Source organism: Couchioplanes caeruleus, assembly GCF_023499255.1.
GTDB classification, from domain to species: domain Bacteria; phylum Actinomycetota; class Actinomycetes; order Mycobacteriales; family Micromonosporaceae; genus Actinoplanes; species Actinoplanes caeruleus_A.
Map to the genome: position 1 here is coordinate 3,309,726 of NZ_CP092183.1, position 20,449 is coordinate 3,330,174.

The 20,449-nt window shown below is 63.9% G+C and carries 17 protein-coding genes and 1 pseudogene; 9 read left to right on the forward strand and 9 right to left on the reverse strand.

The window, feature by feature from the left end; genetic code table 11:
• Positions 1–206: 206 nt before the first annotated feature.
• Both COUCH_RS15415 and COUCH_RS15420 read right to left on the reverse strand, forming a co-directional pair.
• Positions 207–980 carry a hypothetical protein gene (locus COUCH_RS15415; RefSeq protein WP_249612767.1) on the reverse strand — a complete coding sequence of 258 codons (774 nt, stop codon included), beginning with the start codon at positions 978–980 and terminating at the stop codon, positions 207–209.
• Between the two features lie 558 nt (positions 981–1,538).
• Complete coding sequence (locus COUCH_RS15420; RefSeq protein ID WP_249612768.1) at positions 1,539–1,796, reverse strand: hypothetical protein; 258 nt, start codon at positions 1,794–1,796, stop codon at positions 1,539–1,541.
• 1,181 nt (positions 1,797–2,977) lie between these two features.
• Here COUCH_RS15420 and COUCH_RS15425 point away from each other — a divergent pair.
• A pseudogene (locus COUCH_RS15425) lies at positions 2,978–3,730 on the forward strand (IS630 family transposase); the annotation flags it as partial.
• Positions 3,731–4,103: 373 nt separating this feature from the next.
• Complete coding sequence (locus tag COUCH_RS15430; protein ID WP_249612769.1) at positions 4,104–4,553, forward strand: hypothetical protein; 450 nt, start codon at positions 4,104–4,106, stop codon at positions 4,551–4,553.
• Between the two features lie 70 nt (positions 4,554–4,623).
• On the opposite strand, the gene COUCH_RS15435 is transcribed toward COUCH_RS15430, so the two are convergent.
• Positions 4,624–4,998: a hypothetical protein gene (locus COUCH_RS15435; protein ID WP_249612770.1), complete on the reverse strand. Its 375-nt coding sequence runs from the start codon at positions 4,996–4,998 to the stop codon at positions 4,624–4,626.
• A 99-nt stretch (positions 4,999–5,097) separates the two neighbouring features.
• On the reverse strand, positions 5,098–5,493 hold the full coding sequence (locus COUCH_RS15440; protein WP_346015989.1) for a cyclic-phosphate processing receiver domain-containing protein: 396 nt from the start codon (positions 5,491–5,493) through the stop codon (positions 5,098–5,100).
• 194 nt (positions 5,494–5,687) lie between these two features.
• On the opposite strand from COUCH_RS15440, the gene COUCH_RS15445 reads away from it, so the two are divergent.
• On the forward strand, positions 5,688–6,716 hold the full coding sequence (locus COUCH_RS15445) for a hypothetical protein (RefSeq protein ID WP_249612771.1): 1,029 nt from the start codon (positions 5,688–5,690) through the stop codon (positions 6,714–6,716).
• 34 nt (positions 6,717–6,750) lie between these two features.
• The gene (locus COUCH_RS15450; RefSeq protein WP_249612772.1) at positions 6,751–7,419 is read left to right on the forward strand and encodes a hypothetical protein; all 669 of its coding nucleotides are present in this window, start codon (positions 6,751–6,753) and stop codon (positions 7,417–7,419) included.
• Positions 7,420–8,146: 727 nt separating this feature from the next.
• Here COUCH_RS15450 and COUCH_RS15455 read toward each other — a convergent pair.
• Entirely contained in the window at positions 8,147–9,301 is a 1,155-nt protein-coding gene (locus tag COUCH_RS15455) for a hypothetical protein (RefSeq protein WP_249612773.1), read from the reverse strand.
• 188 nt (positions 9,302–9,489) lie between these two features.
• Complete coding sequence (locus COUCH_RS15460; protein ID WP_249612625.1) at positions 9,490–10,326, reverse strand: IS5 family transposase; 837 nt, start codon at positions 10,324–10,326, stop codon at positions 9,490–9,492.
• Between the two features lie 147 nt (positions 10,327–10,473).
• Between COUCH_RS15460 and COUCH_RS15465 the strand changes: the two genes are divergently transcribed.
• Positions 10,474–11,307 carry an IS5 family transposase gene (locus COUCH_RS15465; protein WP_249607867.1) on the forward strand — a complete coding sequence of 278 codons (834 nt, stop codon included), beginning with the start codon at positions 10,474–10,476 and terminating at the stop codon, positions 11,305–11,307.
• A 102-nt stretch (positions 11,308–11,409) separates the two neighbouring features.
• A complete protein-coding gene (locus tag COUCH_RS15470; protein WP_249612774.1) occupies positions 11,410–14,229 on the forward strand; it encodes a NucA/NucB deoxyribonuclease domain-containing protein in 2,820 nt (939 codons plus the stop codon).
• 80 nt (positions 14,230–14,309) lie between these two features.
• Here COUCH_RS15470 and COUCH_RS15475 read toward each other — a convergent pair whose 3' ends face one another.
• The 3 genes from COUCH_RS15475 to COUCH_RS15485 form a co-directional block, all read right to left on the reverse strand.
• Positions 14,310–15,365, reverse strand: coding sequence for a hypothetical protein (locus COUCH_RS15475; protein WP_249612775.1), 1,056 nt, complete (start codon positions 15,363–15,365; stop codon positions 14,310–14,312).
• A 30-nt stretch (positions 15,366–15,395) separates the two neighbouring features.
• Entirely contained in the window at positions 15,396–15,998 is a 603-nt protein-coding gene (locus tag COUCH_RS15480; RefSeq protein WP_249612776.1) for a hypothetical protein, read from the reverse strand.
• A gap of 509 nt (positions 15,999–16,507) precedes the next feature.
• Positions 16,508–16,996 carry an SRPBCC family protein gene (locus tag COUCH_RS15485; RefSeq protein WP_249612777.1) on the reverse strand — a complete coding sequence of 163 codons (489 nt, stop codon included), beginning with the start codon at positions 16,994–16,996 and terminating at the stop codon, positions 16,508–16,510.
• A gap of 208 nt (positions 16,997–17,204) precedes the next feature.
• Between COUCH_RS15485 and COUCH_RS15490 the strand changes: the two genes are divergently transcribed.
• The 3 genes from COUCH_RS15490 to COUCH_RS15500 all read left to right on the forward strand — a co-directional run bounded on the left by COUCH_RS15490 (position 17,205) and on the right by COUCH_RS15500 (position 20,394).
• Positions 17,205–17,804, forward strand: coding sequence for a hypothetical protein (locus COUCH_RS15490; protein WP_249612778.1), 600 nt, complete (start codon positions 17,205–17,207; stop codon positions 17,802–17,804).
• A gap of 1,125 nt (positions 17,805–18,929) precedes the next feature.
• Complete coding sequence (locus COUCH_RS15495) at positions 18,930–19,835, forward strand: hypothetical protein (RefSeq protein ID WP_249612779.1); 906 nt, start codon at positions 18,930–18,932, stop codon at positions 19,833–19,835.
• A 169-nt stretch (positions 19,836–20,004) separates the two neighbouring features.
• Positions 20,005–20,394 carry a hypothetical protein gene (locus tag COUCH_RS15500; protein WP_249612780.1) on the forward strand — a complete coding sequence of 130 codons (390 nt, stop codon included), beginning with the start codon at positions 20,005–20,007 and terminating at the stop codon, positions 20,392–20,394.
• Positions 20,395–20,449 lie beyond the last annotated feature (55 nt).

The following is a 20,449-nucleotide window of genomic DNA, read 5'->3' on the forward strand; positions in this document are numbered from 1 at the left end:
GGGAGAACTGCCGGGGTGGACTGCAGCGCGGCCGGCTTGTTGCCGCTGTCGTCGACGTGGCGGCGATGAGGGTGGACCGATGACCCGAGGTCCTCACGCTTCGTGCAACAGTGGCTGCTGGAGCTGCATGATCGACGCAGGGATCTGCCGATGAGAGTGCGGCATGTTGCGCCTGGGATGAGAGGTAGGGTGCCTTACCTTCGCATTTAAGAATCAGCGCGTCCTGCCAATAGCAAGTGCAACCTCGCTCGCTCTCCGGCGGTGCCGATAGCTGCACGACGGTCCGGATTCTCGACGTAGCAGCGGATGGTATTGGCCAGGAATGCGGTGTCGACATGTAGGTCTCGTACAGGCAGCGCTCGTGGCTGCGGTGGTCCTCCGGCAGCGGCGTTCATCGTGTACAGGATGAGAGTGTTGGGATTGCGTTTGGCGGGTGGAGGTGGTCCTCCGGGTAACAGCTCATCCCACCGCGTCTGACCGCAGCCGCGGAGCCGTTGCACGGTGATGCCCTCGACGGTCAGGCTGATACGGGGTCTGTTCATGAGCAGTCTGACTACGATTGCAGTCAGCAAGCCCACAGCCAGAACGATGCTGATTGTGGTCATGACGCCAAACTGAGCGATCCGCATGTGTTCCTCGTTCGGTACCCGCTCGGTCAGGATCGCCCCACCGGTGAACCACCCGAACAGGATCGCCAATGGTCCTGTGCTGCACGGCGAGGCACCCGCGACGAATCGGCGCTTGAGTTCGTCGAGGTGCCAAGTCGGCGGACGTTGCCGGGCTGTTTTGGTAAGCAACAAGTAGGCTGCCAAGGGAATACCGAAACTGGTCACCGCGAGGCCGAAGTACGCAAGTAGACCAAAGGCGAACGAGTCGATCCGCCATGTGAGGGGTTGCAGCCAGAGCGTCGCGCCGACGTGCATGGCGAAGGCCAGCAGTGCGAACGGCGCGGCGAGCAGCATGGCGGCACGAGCAGACACCGGGGCAGTCTAGGGTCACGAAGGCGCCGCCGAACTCCAACTTTCGGTGGGTTATGACGCGAAATGATGTCGCGGAATCTCCACTGTTTCCGCCGCGCAGCGACTATCGACACGCATGACGGGACGATGGACGCGTCGGTCACCACGTCCGAGCCTGGCCGAACGCTGAAGGGGCCGTCGAGCGACGACGGCTTCCGCTGTCACGGCCTGTCCGAGCGGCAGCAAATGGTTGCAACTCGTCCCGAGCAGCCGTTCCCCTAACAAATTTGACACCTCCACTGAATTGATCCGCCGCCGAGCGGGTGGGAGCCGCGGCGCCAGATTGACCCTCCGTAGCGAATCCTTCAAGATCATCTGGCCTCGATACGGCACGATGACGGTCATGGCCCGACGGTCGAGCCGAAGATGCGCAACGGCTACTCGGTGGAGGCATGGTGACTGAACGCTCACGGCAACAGCGAGGCCATTGCCCTGTCTGTAGACGACCGCTACGCAGAATGAAAGGGCTCAATAGATGGTTTCGTGCACTACGAAACACGACCCGGATGCCGGCGATGCTTACGCGCCCGACACCTCTCCAATGGAGATACGCAGTCGAGCATTCATGTCCGCCACCGCTTTGATCACCTCGGTGGTCTGGTCGGAGGAGGTGAGGCCGAGGGACCGCAGGTCTCGACGCAGCCTGTCAAGCAGGTGAGACATCACCTCATCAGGACTGTCGACCGAGAGGGCGGCCTGCACGTTGGCCAGAACTCCGATCAGAACCGTCAAGTCCGTCGTGGTGGCTGAATCGGGGTCCTGCTTCCAGGGGTCCATCAATCCTCCCTTGATCAGGGGTAATGCTATCAGCATCTCGCTGACGCAGGATTGTCCCCTGCTGCGCCGTCGTACGCAGGACGCAGCAGGGGGACATGACTGGGCCGCACATGGCAATCGCGATCGGTGAGTCTATCGATTCCTGTGGCGGCCGCTAGGTGGCCGACTTACAGGCAGGTCGTGTCTGAGTCCCAATCCGAGCCGTCGGCGTATGCAGCGTACGCGACTGTGCACACTGTCGTGATGCCGTACTGCTTGGTGTAGTAGAAGCGCGGTGCGTTGTATGAGCCGTTACTGAATGACCCGCTGTGGCTGGAAAGCGTCAGGCCGAGAGCGGGGGCCGTCAAGCTGCATTGCCAGTTGACCCGTACGGAAGCCCATGAGGCGTAAGTGCACTTGTAGGAGAATGTTCCCGTGGCGGAGTCGTATGTTGGTTTCGAGTCCACCGATGCCCCCGCCCGGTAGGTGGTCCGCGGTGATCCTGCCATGGCGGAATCGGCTGGAACCGCTGCCGCAACCAATGCCACGGCGGCGACGCATAGAATAGAGGGCGAGCGGCGCTTCATAAGTACACCGCTTCATGTATCAGGCGGTTGTCCTTGTGGGTTTGTGCAGGCGTGCGCGCCACTCTCCGTTCTACTAGACCAATTCTCGACTGTCAATGTGCCTACGAGCGTCGAATGTATCGAAGAAGCGGGGCTGGCGAGCTCTTCAAGTCGACGTGCATCTAATTAGATCGGCGGATTTCAGTACGCTGGAAGTGGGCCATGGGTGGCGTCGGTGCTCGGCCAGCAGGCGCCGGCGTCCTCAGGGCCCGTAGTCTGGCCCTGGCCGGCCCTGGCCGGCCCTGGCCGGCCCTGGCCGGCCCTGGCCGGCCCTGGCCGGCCCTGGCCGAGCCCGAGGTGCGCGTACATCGCCGAGGGCTGGACGCTGCCGCGCCGGGGGTGAACGCGGGGCGAGGGCTCGTCGTCCCCCAGGTGCCGCGATTCGGCCTGCAACAAGGGTGCCGGGGCCTCGAGCAGGAGCTGCCCTTGGCTAGCGCGTTGTCCATGAACGTTTGCCGGGTTGGTGACACGCCGGGGGGCGTTCGTGGTGGCCGGAGATTCTGGGCTCACTCTCGACGGTGGTGTTCGCTGTCGAGAGTGAGGTAGGCGGGTGGCCGAGCCGGTACGGCACGGCGGTTGACCCAGGACGAGGGCCGCAGGCTGCAGCAACTTGTGCGCCGTGGGAAGCACGATTCGGTTCGGGTCCGCCGGGCGTTGATCATCATGGCGTCGGCGTCCGGGACACCGGTGCCCTCGATCGCCAGGCTGGTCGCGGCGCATGAAGACACGGTCCGGGACGTGATCCACCTGTTCAACGAGATCGGTCTTCGCGCGTTGGACCCTCAGTGGGCGGGAGGCCGTCCCCGCCGGATCAATGACGACGATGAAGCGTTCATCGTCGCGACGGCCACCACACGTCCGGGCAAGCTCGGGCGTCCGTTCACCCGCTGGAGCCTGCGCAAACTCGCCGACTACCTGGCCACCAACCCGGTGCGTCAGGTGGCCGTCGGACGAGAACGGCTGCGGCAGCTGCTGCGCGACAACGAGGTCAGCTGGCAGCGCACCCGGACCTGGAAAGAATCCAAGGACCCCGATTTCGACGCCAAGCTGGACCGGATCGAAGAGGTGACCACGGCGTTCCCACAGCGGTGTTTCGCGTTCGACCAGTTCGGGCCGCTGTCGATCCGCCCGCACCACGGCGCCGGCTGGGCACCGGAAGGGCGTCCGGACCGGTTGCCGGCGACCTACAAGCGCACCCATGGGATCCGCTACTTCCACGGCTGCTACAGCTTCGCCGATGACCAGCTCTGGGGTGTGATGCGCCGCCGCAAAGGCGGCGACCACACCCTGTCCGCGCTCAAATCCATCCGCAAGGCACGGCCAGACGGTTAGGCGCCGGTCGGCCGGTGTCGTTGTGGGTTGGGGTCGATGTTCTGCCCGATAGGGGAGTGGGCGAGCCGCTTCGAGCCCTTGGTCGCGTAGGCGTTTGCGTCGGTGCCGAGCGTGCGTGGACGGCGTTGGGGTGGAAGGGTTGCCGGGGTGGAATGCAGCGCGGCTGGCTTGTTGCCGCTGTCGTTGACGTGGCGGCGATGAGGGTGGATCGATGACCCGAGGTCCTCACGCTTCGTGCAACGGTGGCTGCTCGAGCTGCATGATCGACGCACGGATCTGCCGAGATCAGTGCGTTGAACGACAGGTGATGAGCGCCGGAGAGTGCTGTAATGAATCGTGGACGATCGACCTCGCTACCGTAGGCGCGCAAATGATCGATGACTACTGGGAGCGAACCGTATTTGCGGCGCCACCATTGGCCGGCTTGGACCGTTTCGACGACTCTACTGCATTTGATTGGATTGGCCTTCACTTTTCAACGACCGGATCCAAAGTCGACTGGTCTACGGTGCGTGAAGGTCATTCGCACTGGAACTTTTCCGATGCTTCGGAGCTGGCGGCTTCAGTCGTTCGAGAGGTAAGACGGCTTGCGACCGACGAGTCGATCGTCGAGCATGCCGGAGATGGCGTCTCAGCCTACGGAGTTCGCTTCAGGGGTGTGGACGTTCCTGCCGTCGTCGCTGCCCTACTTGAGATACCCGAGCACCACTACTTCCTAGCCACCGACAGGTCCTGGGTCGTCGCGGTCTCATTTGAAGGTGATCTCGACATCGTTGACCAACATCGACTCACGCAGGAGGGGCGTTCGCAGCCCAGATGATGTCAATCTTGAGAGCATTCATCTGCCGCATGCAGGGCGGCGCCCATGACCACGCGTGGATGTCGTAGCCCTAGAACCGCAGCCTCACGCGAGTTGGACGTCCTCGGTCCAGCTCAACTACGCCGGCTCGCTCTAGGACAACGGCGACGTAGTTCGCTGTCTGCCGCTTGAGGAACCCCTTGAGATAGCCGTCCAAAGAATCTTGGCGCCCTTGAACGTCGCGGTTAGCGCCGATGGGTACCCACTGCCTACCTCGAAGGTAATCCGGGATGCCTTCGAGGCATGCCCAGCTGATGGATGTTCGAGCCTTCTTGGGACCGAACAGAAGCACCAGCGAACTCAGGGTCATCTCACCGATGCCGAAGCTTGCCTGCCCGGTCGGCGTCGGCAGCTCGGACTCGGGGGTCATGCACTCGCGGATCGCCGTCTCAATCGGGCCAGCCATCGCTGCATTCTGCGCGCCGTGGTCAAACGGGACAAGGGCTAAGAGCCTGGTCCAGGTGACATCCTCTTCTGCCGCTGACCGCGCTAGGTGTGACTGTGTCTAGCCTGTCGCGGTAGGTCCGTCGGAGCCGGTCGGGCTGTCCCGGTAGCCGACTTCGGCTGATCCCGTCGCCACCTGGACGTGGTAGCCCCAATGCGTGAGAGCCTGCACCATCTTCTGGGCGCCGGCCGGGTTGGCGGAGTGGACCTGGATGATGCCGATGTCAAACGGGCGTTCCTCGAAAGCGGCGTGCTCCAGAAGCTCGACCACCGGCCAGATCGTGTCGTCCTCGCCGAGGTCGTGGTCAAGCCAGAGTTCGTCAAGCCGTCGGTCGCGATAGCGATTCAGCAGCGTGATCCCGTCCGCGCTCGTGCGAGCCACGTCGGCTTCGCGGCCATCGACGAACGAGCGTAGGTCGTCGATCAACACGACCCGCCCGCCTCTCCCTGTGTTCACGTCGCGATGATGGCTCACCCGAACGCTGACGCACACTCATTTGCCGCGAAGCGGTCGGGCCGGAGATGCGGCCGAAGGGTCGGGCGTCATGCACTCGCCGGCGGGGCTGTCGCTCCGTGCTGTGGTGTTCCTGCCGAGCCGCAGGGCCTCGTATTCCGTTTCCGCTCGCACGTGTGACGTGATCAGATACTGCGGTGGCCGGGTGGGAGAACAAGCTGAAGGAACATCAACAGCAGGAGCGTGCGGAGGCGCTGGCGCTGCCTGTGGTGCCGGTGCGCTGGCATGGCCGGCTGACGGCTATGGACGACGAGGATGTGCTGCTGTCGGTGTCGATCGGTCCGGCGGGCGAAGCTGTAGCTCTATGGTCGACGCCCGCTGATCGGGAGGCGTTGACGTCGGTGACGGTGCAGCCCGGGTGGGCGTCGTTCCCGGACCCGCGGGCGGCCCGGCCGGCTGGCGCTCGGATCACGGTCCACTCGTCCGGCTCCGTTCGGGTGGTGCGGATCGCGGAGATGCCGCTGGCGCACGCCACCGCCCAGCCGTTGCCGGACGGCCGGTTCCTGGTAGTCGCGGCGCGGTGCCGGTGGCGGCCGGAGGGTCCAGATCGCAACGCGATCGTGTACGGCTCGGACGGCGCCGTAGTCGCCGAGTACACCTTTGGTGACGGCGTGGAAGACGTGCTCACTACGCCGTCCGGCAATGCCTGGGTGAGCTACTTCGATGAGGGCGTGTTCGGCAACTACGGCTGGGGCGGTCCCGGACCCGAGCCGTTGGGCTCGTGCGGGCTGATCCGTTTCGGCTTGGGTGGAGACCCGGACTGGCGATTCTCCCCGAACGATGCGGCGCCGATCGACGACTGCTACGCGCTTAACGTCACCGGGGAAACCGCCTGGGCGTGCTACTACTCCGACTTCCCACTGGTGAAGTCCGAGGACGGGGAGGTGAGCGCGTGGGGCAACGACATCGCCCACGGTGCCAGGAGTCTCGTCGTCGACGATCGCCGCGTGGGGATGGCCGGCGGCTTTCGTGCGAACCGGGATCGTCTGGTCATCGGCGAACTTGGGCAAAGCGGCCTGCGCGACGCGGGCCGGTACCGGCTGGTGCTACCCGACGGGCAGGCCTTGCCCGACCTTGCACGCCTGGTTGGACGCGGCCCGGACCTGCACGTCTTTCACGGCACCGACTGGTACCAGCTGAGCCTAACGGACCTCCCATCCGGATGAAACGTTCCGCCGCGGCTGTTTCGGCAACCGCAGCGTGATTGTCGCGATTGGTGCCGGCGTAATTTCAACTATCTGCGCCACCGCCTTAACCTATGCCTGGGGCAGAAGATTCATGGACCTGTCGCCTTATGAGATAATTTCACTTCACTCCACCGAGCTTGTCGAGAAGGTGGGCGCGCACCATCGTTATACATGGACCCGCGAGATGGTGATTAAGGCCCGTAGGCGCGACGTTCGCCTCATCGAGGCCACGTTCTACTGGACCGGCCGCACGAAGAAGCAATTTCTTTGTGAGCCGCTGGTGGGTGAACATATGATCCTTGACGGCAAGGTGACAGAAGAGGATCACGGCGTTCACAGATGGATCTACCTCGGGCGCCCCATGGGTCGGCATGAGGAAGTAAGAACGGGTATAAGGCTTACTTTCGAGGACGACGCGCAAGCGATGCAGTGCTTTATACGAGAGAGACCAACATGCAGGATCCGTCATCTTGAGATTCGGCTGCGCTTTCCAGTGACAGAGGAGCCGAAATCAGTCACTGCTATTTATTCTCCTAGCCGCGGAGAGTATAGCGAGGTGATAGCATCCAGATCTCTCAGGCCCGAGCGCATCGCAGACCCCGGCATGGGCACGGTTGATTTCGTGTTGATAAATGACAAACATAGGCGAGACACGGCCCTGGGGATGCGATGGGCATCCTAGCGCTATTGGCTCGCCCTCGCGTGGGTGACACTCCCGTAGGAGTGCGTGGACACTTTGCGGCTCGTGACCCTGCGAGTACTTTAATGGCCGAGATAAGTACATCCAGTGGCGTCGCCACGCATAGGTGGTCGAAAGGAATCGTGACAGCACAGTCCTTACTCTTCTGGCGCCGACATTGCGCGCCGCCAGTCTTCGCTGGACCGCCGCTCCTCGTAGGCCACCTGACCACATGTGCTCGGAATCAGTAGGTCGTCCGCAGCCGGAGACGTATCGGTCCCTCGTCAGGGGGATCGGGTCTCCGGCGCGCTCATCTGACCAGCGCGGCGGCTCAAGGGTCCTTAACTGGGTCAGCAGCGGGTCATGACATCCGGTGAACGCTCACGTCGACGGCCGTGTGCGCCGATCAAGACGCGCCCGCTGTGCCGGGAGGATTGCAGATCACATCGTGAGGGACGATGCAGACGACATCTGAGGTTCGCTCCGCGGGGGCTCCGTGGCGTTCGGGGCAGGGACTCGCTCGCGTCGCGGACCCGACACCGCGGCTAGCAGCAGCGCCGCAGCCGCCCGTCGGGCACGTCATCCGTCTGGTCGCGTACCTGAGAGGCTGTCTCTCAACCTGTCTCCGCAGCTCGCGCGATTCTTCGTCTACCGAGCTCCCGTCGGTGCCCTTGGAATCGGCGTGACCGTGACGCCGATCCGAAGGCCGGAGACAGCGTCGGCGCAGCAGTCAGCCCCGGTGAATACCGCCGGTATGAGGCGGAGCGAGCAGTCCATCGATTGCGGAATGAAAGTCGTTCCACGTGTGGATCTGGCCGACCATGTCGAGGTAACGGCGAAACGCTTGACTGAAGTGGTCGGCCAGCTGGTCGACCTGTGGGGTCAGGTCGGGTGCCTTGACGGTGAGGTAGCTCCTGGGAAAGAGGCCGCATTCGCGGTCTACCGCCATGTCGACGAAGATTTCGCCAGGCTCCAGGACGGCGGCCAGGTCAGGGCGGTCACTCTGGTTGAGCGCGGCGGCCAACTCGTCTCGCCTCCCTGGATGGTGGAGGGCGAACACCGTGAGCTCGGAGCAGGTATCGCCGGCGAGCACGCGGTCGATGTCGGTGAGCTGGCGGAAGCTGTTCACCTCGAACAGACCTGCGAATCCGACGTGATCGATGTCCCAGGTATCTTCAGTGCGGCTCAGAAGGCTGTTGGTGCGAGCCGGAACGAACCCGTAATCGGCGGCTTCCCAGTCCGGCAGCTCGATATCAACCTCGTACTCCCACCGAACCAGCTGTATGTCCTTTCGACCGATACCCAGGCATCGCGCCACCTCGTCACGGAGGTAACAGGGAATGACATACCGGCTCCGGCCTGCGGTCAACGTCCACGTCAGCGCACGCCAGACCGCGAGCGATTCCCCGTACCAGTTGTTGATCGCGTGTCGGTGCCACGGATTCAGGTCTGGATCTTCCGGGTAGTCCAGCTTTCGCAAACCTAGCCATACCGGGCTAGGAAGATTCGACTGATCGACGGCGACCGTGTAGAAATGCAACCCATCTCGATAGCCGTGCTCGAACTGGAGAAAGCGCTCCGGAGCTGTCACGTCACCAGGATGCCGGACCCCTGCGGTCAAGCCGGCGGCAGGTCGCGGTCGCAGGCGTGGCTCGTGGCGGGAACGCTTGCCGTCGGGACTCATCGCAGCCGACATCCGGATCTGCCGCTGATACGGCGTGATCAGCAGCGCTGGCAGGGCAGAGCTGGCCTCGCGCTTGGAGGGCGGAAGGTTGGTACGGGCGCAGGCAGCGGAAACTCCCGGTGGACGCCGCCCGATCGCCCGTCTTTGCAGCACCGGGATTACAGCCAACCACAGCTTAAAGCCGCGAAGCGGGGAAGCCATCGGACGAACGGACCGCATCAGGCGATTCGAGAGGCTGCCCTTATATTCCGCCGACCGCGCGCGAGTCGACGGATCCTCGTCACGCTAGGTCGTGTGCTGGACAGAAGCTCCTGGCTTGCGGAGGATGGCAGTTCGGGTATCCCTAGAGGTGTCTAGCCGGAGATCTAAGTGGGTGTTTGAGAGGGCGGTTATCCGGGCGCGCTGAGTGTCCGGCGGGCTTGTCGGGTGGCAGGTCGGCCACGGTCGAGGCGGCGGACCATGGTGTTGATCGCGGCCCATCGGATGAGCGCTTCGGACACTGCGGGGTCGCGTTCGTAGTCGCGGGCCAGGCGGCGGTGCGCGGTAAGCCAAGCAAGGCTGCGTTCGACGACCCACCGCTTCGGGTGCACGACGAAACCTTGCTGGTCCGCTGGTTTGCGGACGATCTCGACGGTGATCTTCAGGGTCTCGGCAGCCCAGTCGACCAGCTTGCCGGCGAAGCCCTGATCGGCGAACACGTACCGGATCGGCGAGGCCGTGTAGGTGCTGAGCAGGGTCGTCTTCGCGCCGTCGCGGTCCTGCCACGACGCTGACATCACGCAGACCACGACCAGCAGACCGAGGGTGTCGGTGACGATGAACCGCTTACGGCCGTTGACCTTCTTACCCGCGTCGTAGCCGCGGGAGTCCCTGCCGACGGTGTCGGCGGCCTTGACCGACTGCGAGTCCATGACCCCGGCCGACGGCTCGGGCTCACGGCCCTCGGCGAGGCGCAGCTGTTCACGGAGTTCTTCCAGGATCCGTTCGGTGACCTGGCGTTGCTCCCACTGCTGAAACTGCCAGTACACGGTCTGCCAGGGCGGGAAATCAACCGGTAGTTGCCGCCACGAGCAGCCGCTGCGGACCACGTACAGAATCGCGTCCACGATCGCCCGCCGCGGATGCTTCGGGATCCGACCTGGCTCCTTGATCAAGGGGAGCATCGGCTCCACGATCTCCCACTGCGCATCGGTCAAGTCCGACGGGTACCGCCGCTCACGCTTCACCGCGACAGCATCAGGCCACCCCGGCCGCCGTCAGGGACACGCCGTGCGACACCACTCTCAAACACACACTAAGTGAGTGTTTGAGAAGTTCTCATGTAGACGGTGTGGCGGCGTGATCATGATGGCTGGCTCGGGCAGGGTGTCGCGGTGTCATCGCGCCGTGGGTACCCGTCCGACCTGACCGACGCCCAGTGGGACCTCGTCAAAGGCCTCCTTCCTGAGCCCAGCGGCGACGGACGGCCCGAGAAACATCCACGCCGCGAGATCGTCAACGCGATCCTCTACCTGGTGCGGTCGGGCTGTCCGTGGCGGTATCTGCCAGCGGACCTGCCGCCTTGGCAGACGGTGTACTGGTATTTCGTCCGGTGGGAGGAGGCCGGGGTGACGGAGAGCCTGCTGACCGTGTTGCGGGTCAAGGCCCGGGTGGCGCAGGGCCGCGCTGCGGAGCCCTCGGCCGGGGTGCTGGACTCGCAGAGCGTCAAGGGCGCCGACACCGTCGGACGCGACTCGCGTGGCTACGACGCCGGCAAGAAGATCAACGGCAGGAAACGGTTCATCGTCACCGACACCGCCGGGCTGCTGATCACCGCCTGCGTCCTGGCCGCCTCGTGGCAGGACCGCGACGGCGGCAAGACCGCCCTGCTCGGTCTCTATCTGACCAGCCCGGTCCGGCACGTCTTCGCCGATTCCGGGTTCGCCGGCCGGTTCGTCGACTGGGCCGCCGACCGGCTGCGAACCACCGTGGAGATCGTGCGAAAACCCGCTGACCAGCGCGGCTTCGCGGTGCAACCGCGCCGCTGGGTCGTCGAACGAACTCTGGCCTGGCTCACCGCCCACCGCCGCCTGGCCCGTGACTACGAACGCGACCCCGCCGTCTCCGAAGCCCTCATCCGCTGGGCAGCCATCAACGGCATGCTCCGCCGGATCACCCGCGGACACCCATCACGACGCCAATCCCGCCGCGCCCTGACCCGCATCTGACCCCATCTCAAACACTCACTTAGCGCGGCACCGGTCCGCGTCCTGCAAGACGGCAAATGGGTTCCGACAGATTTGACGTTGCAAAAGCAGCCGGATGGATCCGTGGCGCCTCGGGTTCACCCGGACGGTCTGACGATCTCGGGCCAAGCGCTCGCCGGCACTCACGAGCTTGCAACGCTGGGTTCCGGGGATGAATCTGTCGCGATGAGCTATACCGGGAACCTGCCGGATCCACTTCTGGATGGTGATAAAGCTATCTACCCCGAGGTCAAGACTGGGATTGACCTGGTCGTTCAGGCGACAGTCACCGGGGTCGAGAGCTTCTTTATCGTTAAGAACCGTAAGGCGGCCGCCCAAGTCGGCGAGCTAACCGTTCCTATCACCGGTGTGGATGTCGCCTCTCATCGGTTGACCAACGACGGGCGACTAACCCTGCTGGACGAGGATCGCAATGTCCTCGCTAGCACCCCGGCTCCGCTGATGTGGGATTCACGTACTGACCCGGATACTGGAGATCCGCTCGCCGTCCGGACGATGGGTATATCCGCGACGGCGGTTGCCGCCCGGGACACGTCGATAGACGCCGAAGCGGTGGATGGTGCTGGTGTCAAACTCACGATTGAGCCCGATGCAGCTTTCCTGAAGGATCCTCGTACCGTTTATCCCGTCACGATTGACCCGACGGTCCACCTTGGCGCTCCAGTCTTCGACACGTGGGTGCGTGACGGCGTCACAGAGGACCTCTCGACTCGTACGTATCTCGAGATCGGACTTCGCGACGGCAAGGTGTCACGCGCGTTCGTCAACTTCGACACTGCGGCGTTTAAGGGCAAGAAGATTACCGACGCGACCGTCGTGTTGGGCAATTATCTTTCCGCTAGCTGTAACATCTATTATCAGGTCGGTACGGTCACTGCACCAAGCACCGCAAGTCGGTGGACCAGTCAGCCCACCTGGCGCTTCACCGACGGCCAGTCCAACGAGTCGTGGGGCGGCCCGACGGGTTGCAGCACAGTGCAGCCGTCCTCCGTTAAGGCCACTTCATTCTTCCAGCGCGCCTCGGACGAAGGGCGCGATGTTGCCTATCTCGGCGTTCGCGCCGTCAACGAAGCTTCTTCGAGCTCGCAGAAGCGCTTCTACTCCATGGAGTACAACGGCGGAGCGCAGGCACCCGGCGCGGTCGTTACATACGCGTACCAAAGCCCCATCCTCACCGCGCGCGCTACCGAATCCAGCAGCCAATGCCTGACCGGCACCTCCCGTCCGGTACTCAACACACTCACCCCGGAGTTGTCGGCAACCTTCACAGACGTCGATTCCACCGCGACCGACGCCACCTTCGAATATCAGACCGTTTCGGGGACGCCGGTTGGGACCAGCACCGTTGCAGCCACCGCGACTGGGACCCGTGCGGCCGTAACGGTCGAACAAGACCTCTTCACATCGGAGCAGTCGTACCGCTGGCGAGTCATGGCCACTGACAGCACGGGCATGAGTTCAGGCTGGTCCGCCTGGTGCGAGTTCACCATCCGGGCGAATTTCGCAAGCCCGACCGTGGAATCGGGACCTGTTGAAACGTACACCGAACCGACCGATCCTTCACCCATGCCGGTGGAAGGCGAAGACGAGGTGGGCGTCGACGAGACGGAAACGGAAGATTGGACGCCGGCTACTAGCGATGCGCTCCAAGACACCCCGAGCGCGTTGAGCTTCGACGCATCACCGACTGCCACGGTTGCAAGCGCCGACTGCGACGCCGGATCTGGCGCATCCGTCGACACCAGCTTCTCATGCACACACGTCTCCAAGGAGACGCCTACGGATTCTATCGATGTCTCCGACGTCGTCAGCCAGCAGGCATCGGCGGCCGGCACCTCAGTTACGACACCGGTCGGCAAGCTGGGTAACACTCCGCTGCCGGACTACTGCAAAACCGGCGTAGGTCAGTGGAAAGTCACGCGCACCTCGGCGTGCTGGTTCCAACATGTGGAGACGTGGCTCTGGACGGTGACAAAAAACGGAATGCGCCTCGACGGCAAGATCTTCTATGACGCGTACCGCTACACCCGCATGAGCCAGAAGGGTGGCACCGTCGACTACCACGTCTATCTGCGGGTTACCGGATTCGAGGGCCTCGCCACGGGAGTCCGCGCCGCCAACGTTGGTATGTGGTGCAACCAGACCTGCGCGAAGGTGGAGGTGCAGAAGAGCTCCCCGAGTCTTGATCGAATTGGCAAATGGGTGCAGTTCAGCGGAACCTTCCGTCCGCCGGTCTCCGCCGGTACGCGAGCCGCGAGGTACGCGACGATGGAGTATTACGTCGGGCGCACGAAGGACCAGAAGAAGGGGTGGTGGCACCCCAGCTCGAACTGGATCCGCTGCGACCGGGACACGAAGACCGTTACCGCCTCGCTCGGCTGTGTCGTACCGAACTACATTCCAACGCTCAAATATAGTAAGAGCGGTCCGTACCCTGAGCTGGCACGGCACATTGGGCGCGCGCAGGACAGCGGCCTGCCCGGCGAACCTGGCGCAGGCGTCCTCGATGGGGAACCAGGTACATCCAACGCCCTTAATCGCGTGTATAGCCCCACCTTCATGAGGAAGAACAGGGCGAAGGCTTGCTCGAGCGACATCAAGATATACAAAACGGCTGGGAATTCGTGCGACGAGTACCCGTTCGCATCGACCTGGCAAGGTGCTTACACACAACAATCGGGCACCACGGTCGCGGTCCTGCCCAGAACTCAGGCGGACTGCGGGCTTCCACCGGAGACGCGATTCGGGTCCTACGGCTACAGTCGCTGCTACATCGATGAGAACCAGAACAGCAACGGAGGCGGCATGCTCGGCAAGTTCTACTCGGCGTCTGAAAGCCGCATCCTCAACGGTGACAAGTTCTTCGTAAAAATCGTCGCCTGATCTGGTCCATAGAACAATTCGCTGTGGGGCCTCCGCCTTAATGGAGGCCCCACAGCTTCTCGGGACTTTCTCAATTTCGTTTAAGGCGCTGAGGAGGGCAAGATCGCACGAAGGTCGTCGAACAGTTGCGGATAGCTGGGTCCCCGCGTACCCGCAGCCAGTACGACGGCGTCTACCGCACTCGCTAATGCATCCGCAGCACCCGTAACAAGCATCGCCTCAATGGCGTAGTCCTGCTGCACGATATCGTCTCCGCCGTACGGCACACGGGCAACTGTCGTCTGCGGAACCGCGCCGCTCAGCAGCTGGTGGGCGCTGCGACGACTGGCAAATGACGAAGGCAGGGGCCCACCTCGTTGCAGAGCCTCCACAGCTGGACCGGCTACAGGCGCCGTTGCAAGACCGGCGACGCGAAGGGCATCCAAGGCGGCGCGTCGTGCTATCAGACGGAGCGTGTCATCGCTTTGGCCCGATAATGCGAGTGCGAGATTCCGGTCCAGCAGCATGAGACTTTGCACATAGCCACCCACTCTTGCCAGACGCTCCGTGGGGAGAGGTGCACTCCACTCAGTCGTGGGTTCGTGGCTCTCGGGCCCGGTCAGCGAATTTTCCGCACCGAGGTTAAGCCCCTGCCGGACAGTCTCGTGCCGACGCGCCGCTGTCTGGCTGCCGACCTTGACGACACGGTCGCCAGCGAAGGCGGATGGCCAGAAGTCGAGCTTGTACGAATCGACGGGAGGCCCATCCACAAGGCTGTCCAATTCACGCGCCTGGTCCAAGCCACGGGCACCGTACCGCACTCTGTAGCCCTCTGCCGTCAGATCCAAGGGGTACTGCGCGCCGTCCCATGTCTGAAGGAAGACCTGGCTCGCCGCAGCAAAGGAAGTCTCCACGACGTCCTCCCACTGAGGCTCCAGGTCGGGGGCGTCGTCGTGGCGCTCGACTCGCAACTGGACCGGGCCGGTATGCAAACCAGTCGTCAGAAACAGGGAATCTGTCGTCGCGCCTCCACAGAGGCCATTTCCGGCGCCCCGGAAAGCGTCCTGCATCGCGACGGAATCCCGCGTCACCTGAAGCACGTAAAACTGCGAATAGGCGACGTCCAGAACATCATCGAACAGCACGTAGCTTGACATTTCCGCCCACTCCACCAGTAAGGCTAATCATTAATCTGTAGAGACGTCCTGCGCTGGCGCTCCGGAGGCCGGCGGCAATTCCGTCCAGCCCTCGCAGTAGCTATAGGCTTGCAGATCGTATCCGCCGGCGGGTTTCGGTTGTGAACAGTCGACGACACCTCTGGTCGCCGCCGTCCAGGACGTCAGCTTTCCCGTTATAACCGGATTGCAGTCAGTCCTGAACACTCCCGACACCTGGTCAGCGCCTGAATAGACCACTATACGCACTCCAGGGTTATTGGAAAAGCTGATGTCCGTCTGAACATCAGAAAGAGGAACATTCTGGATATCCATTTTAAGTCGCCGAGCCAAGGATTGAACGACGACATGAACAGCGTCCGCCGTCAACGCCGCGTCGTCCACCCTTGGGCCCACGTCGATTTTTGCAACGTGAGTCACATTGGCACCATCGACCGTGAATGCGCTCGCGATCACGGGCTGCTGAGAAATCTCCGACCAAGCGATCGCTGCCCTGTTCAAGTCGCAGGCGGCCTCGACCGGTGTTGGATGCGTACTCTTCGCCTCTGTTTCTGCCCCCGGGTCTTGCCGGCTGCAACCAACGGTCGTTAGCAAGGTCGCGGGCAGGATCACCATCAAGCCAGCGGCGCCTCGCACAGATGTCCGCATGCCTCGCTCGCGTTTCAACCCAAGGCCTTGCATGGGTACAGTATTAGCCACGAGGCAGCTGGCTCGCGCCGAAATGAAGCGAGTGCAACCGGAACCGCGACAGCTGCGGCCCGTCGTAGAGGACTCGGCGAATGCGGCCGTCCGCGTGGAACAAGCCCTCGAGGCACGGTATCCGGCCTGAGCGCACCATGGCTCCGAAACCCGTCACCCGAATCTTCTCAAAGCGGCGCAGCGGCCGGCTGCATCGCACAGTGCCCTCAGCTCACCATCGCATCGTTTTCATCGGAACGCGTATCAGCATGACGTCAAGATTAAGTTCACTGATCTGCCGCGATCCGGGCGGCAGCCAACGTCCACCGACTACTGATTGTGACGGACCGACATCCGCCGCTGAGGCAGCCGGCGCCACAACGTCTCCAGCGTGGACGGGCCTGGAACACCGAGGTAAACATGTCGGCCGGCGGAGTGGTGAGCGGTCAGGGTTCCAATCCAGGAGCCACCTCCGACAGGAGATTCATCATTGTGCGCAACTCCTGATGGCAGTTGTGCTTGACGGCCCGCACTGTGTCGAGGGCGATTCCCGCGGGAACGTCTACCCAGAACTCCTGCGTTAGCCGGCACGATTCGGGGCCTGTCGGCTCGATACTCAGGACGCTGTAGGCGGGGAAGGTGGTGGTCAGGCTGCGGGTCACGGCGCGCCGGCCGGGCTCCAGCTCGACGACCTCGTGGACCCGGGCATGTCGGCCGTTGCCGGTGCCGAAGACGGCCACCTGGATCTCGCCGAGGCCCTGCGGGCTGCCCGGCAGCGTGACGCCCAATTCGGCCTGGTTGAGCTTCGTCGAGGACGCCGGGTCTGACAGGAACGACCACATCGTGGCGGCCGCTTGCGGGAGCTCCACGGAGCCGGTCTCTCTGACGCGGCTGGCCCTCGTTGTTGTCCGCGTGATCTTCAGGAACGCCAGCATGAGCAGCATGATGTCAGATCCGGCCCGGTGCAGGCGGCCTCCCGCCCGGAGTGTGTGATCGATATAGCGGGTTGCGTAGATGATTCATGTTCCCCTATCTTCGCCTCCAAGATCGCAACCTACGGGGGCTGTGGTGGCTGATCGCCTGACAGGCGTTGTTCTAGATCAATCTGCGCGACGTTGGGCGTCGCTCGTACTTCTGCTTGCGATGGCCGGTGTGGCCGGTGCAGCGGTACCGGCGGCAGCCGGTACGCCGCCCCGGGGCACCACCGTTGTTCAGCCGTTACAGGCCTCTGCCGCCTTGCAGCTGGCTGCGCAGGCCGACGCTCCGGTGGAGGTCGTCGGCCTGCGCGACGAGTATTCGCAGACGTGCGCGAACCCGGACGGGTCCTTCACCCTGCAGCAGTCGGCTGCGCCACAACGCGTGCGCGCTGCCGACGGGTCGTGGGTCGAGCCGGATGCGACGCTGGTTCGACGCTCGGACGGCTCGGTTGGTCCGCGGGCGGCTGTGGTTGATCTCTCGTTCGCTGCGGGCCCGGATGGGCTGCCCGGCAGCGGATCGGCGCGGCTGCGCCTGGCGCGCGACGGCGAGAGCTTTACTCTCGGGTGGCCGTCGCTGCCGGCGCTGCGGCGGCCGGGGCCGCAGTTGTTTGGCGAAACTGCCCTGTACCGGGACGTCCTGCCGGGGGTGGATCTGCGATTGACCGCATCCATCGAGGGCTACGGAAAGCGGGTATCAGGGTCCAAGCGATCGCCAATACGGCAACGGACGCCGGCTCGCCCGCTGCAGCAAGGAACTCGCGGATAATGGCCCATTCTGCGTTGAGGGTCTCGGCGATAATCCGCGAGATGGGGGTTGAAGCGGTGTAGTGGGTTCCAGGTGCGAGTCGACGGATCGCCTCGATTTCGGGTTAGCACGCCGCTCGTTGTCGCGAATAGGCACCGCAGCGTCGCTGGAACACACCTAAGACGCTCGAGAGAACTCGTTCGAGAGAACTTGGGCGACGAAACCGCAGGTAGGATGGTTGTGATGGTGTCGGTGGGAGGTGATTGGTAGCGACACCTTTACTCGGCCGAGTATACTTTTCAGCGACCTGGTAAAACGTTGGTTAGCACGTCGCTGGGCCTACCACTTGCTGGGGGTCAAGGGGTCGCAGGTTCGAATCCTGTCAGTCCGACCGAAGGTTTTCGTAGGTCAGAAAGCTGGTCTAGATCTTGGATCAGCCTTCTTCGCGTTCCTGAGGACCACAAGAGTCAAGTGGCGCCGGTCCTAGCGCACCTTGACCGCTGGTCCAGAAACCCGCAGCAAGCAAGTGTTACTGCCGACTTGGTCATTCTGTGTATCAAGGCGCCGCTGGCGCGGCGCGACCGTGCCCGCTCGCGCCCGGCCTGCTGGTGGCCTCCGGCTGGCATCGGGCGGCGCGGCGGGCCGCACCATGGCATTCCATCCTCGCTCCTGGAGCTGGGCTTCGGCCGGCGGCAGTCCTGCGGACCCAGGAAAGCACGAGCGACAACTCGGTCGGCCTTCCGCTCTCGCCTCATGTTCCAGCATCGGTACCAGGCGTCAAGGACGCTCCGCGTCGCTTCGCGATGGCCTGGGACCACCCTTGCCCCCTGGCATCGGTGCTGGTGGAGGACTCTTGAGGGGGGCCGGCAGAAGAAGCGTTGGCACTGCAACTACCAATCCGGCCGTTCTTGGCGGTGATGAACAGGCCGTCCCAGGGGTCGTGCAGATCGCCGCCCTGCTGTAGGGGTTCGGCGCTGCGGCGTAGCTGGCCCGCGCGGGCGTGGACGCGACGATGCTGGCGGCTGCACGCCCCGGGAGTCGCGTTAAAGAAGCTTTAAGGAACGCTTGCTCAGCGTCATGAACTGCTGCCACATCATCGCTCGTATATCTCGGCACGGGCAGTACCGAGACGAAGAGGAGCCGTGCATGTATCGACGCGGAGTCAGCAGCCGGACGCGCAAGCTGGTGATTGGAGGTGCGGCCGCAGTGCTGCTCGGCTCGGCGCTCGCGGTCGGCACGGGGATGAGCCAGGCCGCCGAACAGGGCAACGCCGGAGCCAGCTCCGGTGACATCAACGCTTCGGTACCGGCGCTGGGTTTCAGCCCGGGCGATCCGAACGCGACGGCAGACCGTGTGGGCCCTACCGGGGTGAAAGTTCCCGGTCGCTGCCCGCCCACTCAAGCCCAGGTGAACGCGCAGGTAGCGGTCAAGAATGCGAGCCTTCCGAGTGGGACGGACCTTGAAAGCCGCATCCAACGTTTCGAGAAAACGTTGTCGGCGATTCAAGACCTGAAATGCCCCGCATCTTCCACGACTTTGCTGGGCCGCTTGAATTCCTTGACCGCGCTGCGCGGAAACGCGAACCGCGATAACACCCTGCGTGGTTTGGGTTTGAACGAAACGCCAGCGGATAAAGCCGCCGCCACAGCACCCGGTGACGCGGCCGCGAGTGGAGCGACGGGGAGCGCCGGAGCCGGCTCCGGTGACATCAACGCTTTGGTACCGGCGCTGGGTTTCAGCCCGGGCGATCCGAACGCGACGGCAGACCGTGTGGGCCCTACCGGGGTGAAAGTTCCCGGTCGCTGCCCGCCCACTCAAGCCCAGGTGAACGCGCAGGTAGCGGTCAAGAATGCGAGCCTTCCGAGTGGGACGGACCTTGAAAGCCGCATCCAACGTTTCGAGAAAACGTTGTCGGCGATTCAAGACCTGAAATGCCCCGCATCTTCCACGACTTTGCTGGGCCGCTTGAATTCCTTGACCGCGCTGCGCGGAAACGCGAACCGCGACAACATCCTGCGTGGTTTGGGTTTGAACGAAACGCCAGCCGGATAAGACGCGGGGAATGCGGCGCCGCAGAACGCGCCAGCGAAACAAGCGGCTCGCAGAGCGCCGCCACGGACAACGGCAACCTGATCCTTCGCCGATCCTGATCCACCGCACGGAACCGCCTCGCCGGAGGCCCTTGCACCACGGGGGTCTCCGGCGCGTCCGTGTGTGGGCCATGCGCGCGGTGATCCTCGGCTGCTTCGGCACGCTGACCGACCCCGGCGCTGAGGAGTGTCGCGACGCCGAGCAACTCGCCGGTGCGCGCGAGGGGCTGTCTGCCGGCCACGGTTCTGGGAGGCGCGGGCCCGGGAGCTTCGGCGAGCGCACCATCGGGGTCCACGGCGGGACGGAGAGCACGCTGAGGGCGGTGGCGCTCTCCTGCGGAGCGAACCCGTCATCCGCCCAGCTCCCCGTCGCGCTCGCGCATCACCGGAGCGGTCATGCCCGCCTCCGCCAGCCGCGGCACCACGCGCTCGGCGTCCTGGCGGAACTCCGGCGGCGGGGGCTCCGGATCGGCCTGCTGAGCGACTGCGGCGCCGAGCTGGCGGAGCGCTGCTCCGCCTAACTCGGAAGGCACCGCCGTAGCCGCGTTGCAATGACGGCACTTCCGGGCCGTATCG

Coding starts and splice junctions, on each gene's coding strand:
- COUCH_RS15420 (WP_249612768.1), bottom strand. CDS start 1,796: ATGGACCCCTGGAAGCAGGACCCCGATTCAGCCACCACGACGGACTTG.
- COUCH_RS15430 (WP_249612769.1), top strand. CDS start 4,104: ATGATCGATGACTACTGGGAGCGAACCGTATTTGCGGCGCCACCATTG.
- COUCH_RS15435 (WP_249612770.1), bottom strand. CDS start 4,998: ATGGCTGGCCCGATTGAGACGGCGATCCGCGAGTGCATGACCCCCGAG.
- COUCH_RS15455 (WP_249612773.1), bottom strand. CDS start 9,301: ATGGCTTCCCCGCTTCGCGGCTTTAAGCTGTGGTTGGCTGTAATCCCG.
- COUCH_RS15475 (WP_249612775.1), bottom strand. CDS start 15,365: ATGTCAAGCTACGTGCTGTTCGATGATGTTCTGGACGTCGCCTATTCG.
- COUCH_RS15480 (WP_249612776.1), bottom strand. CDS start 15,998: ATGGTGATCCTGCCCGCGACCTTGCTAACGACCGTTGGTTGCAGCCGG.
- COUCH_RS15485 (WP_249612777.1), bottom strand. CDS start 16,996: ATGCTGGCGTTCCTGAAGATCACGCGGACAACAACGAGGGCCAGCCGC.
- COUCH_RS15490 (WP_249612778.1), top strand. CDS start 17,205: ATGGCCGGTGTGGCCGGTGCAGCGGTACCGGCGGCAGCCGGTACGCCG.
- COUCH_RS15495 (WP_249612779.1), top strand. CDS start 18,930: ATGTATCGACGCGGAGTCAGCAGCCGGACGCGCAAGCTGGTGATTGGA.
- COUCH_RS15500 (WP_249612780.1), top strand. CDS start 20,005: ATGCGCGCGGTGATCCTCGGCTGCTTCGGCACGCTGACCGACCCCGGC.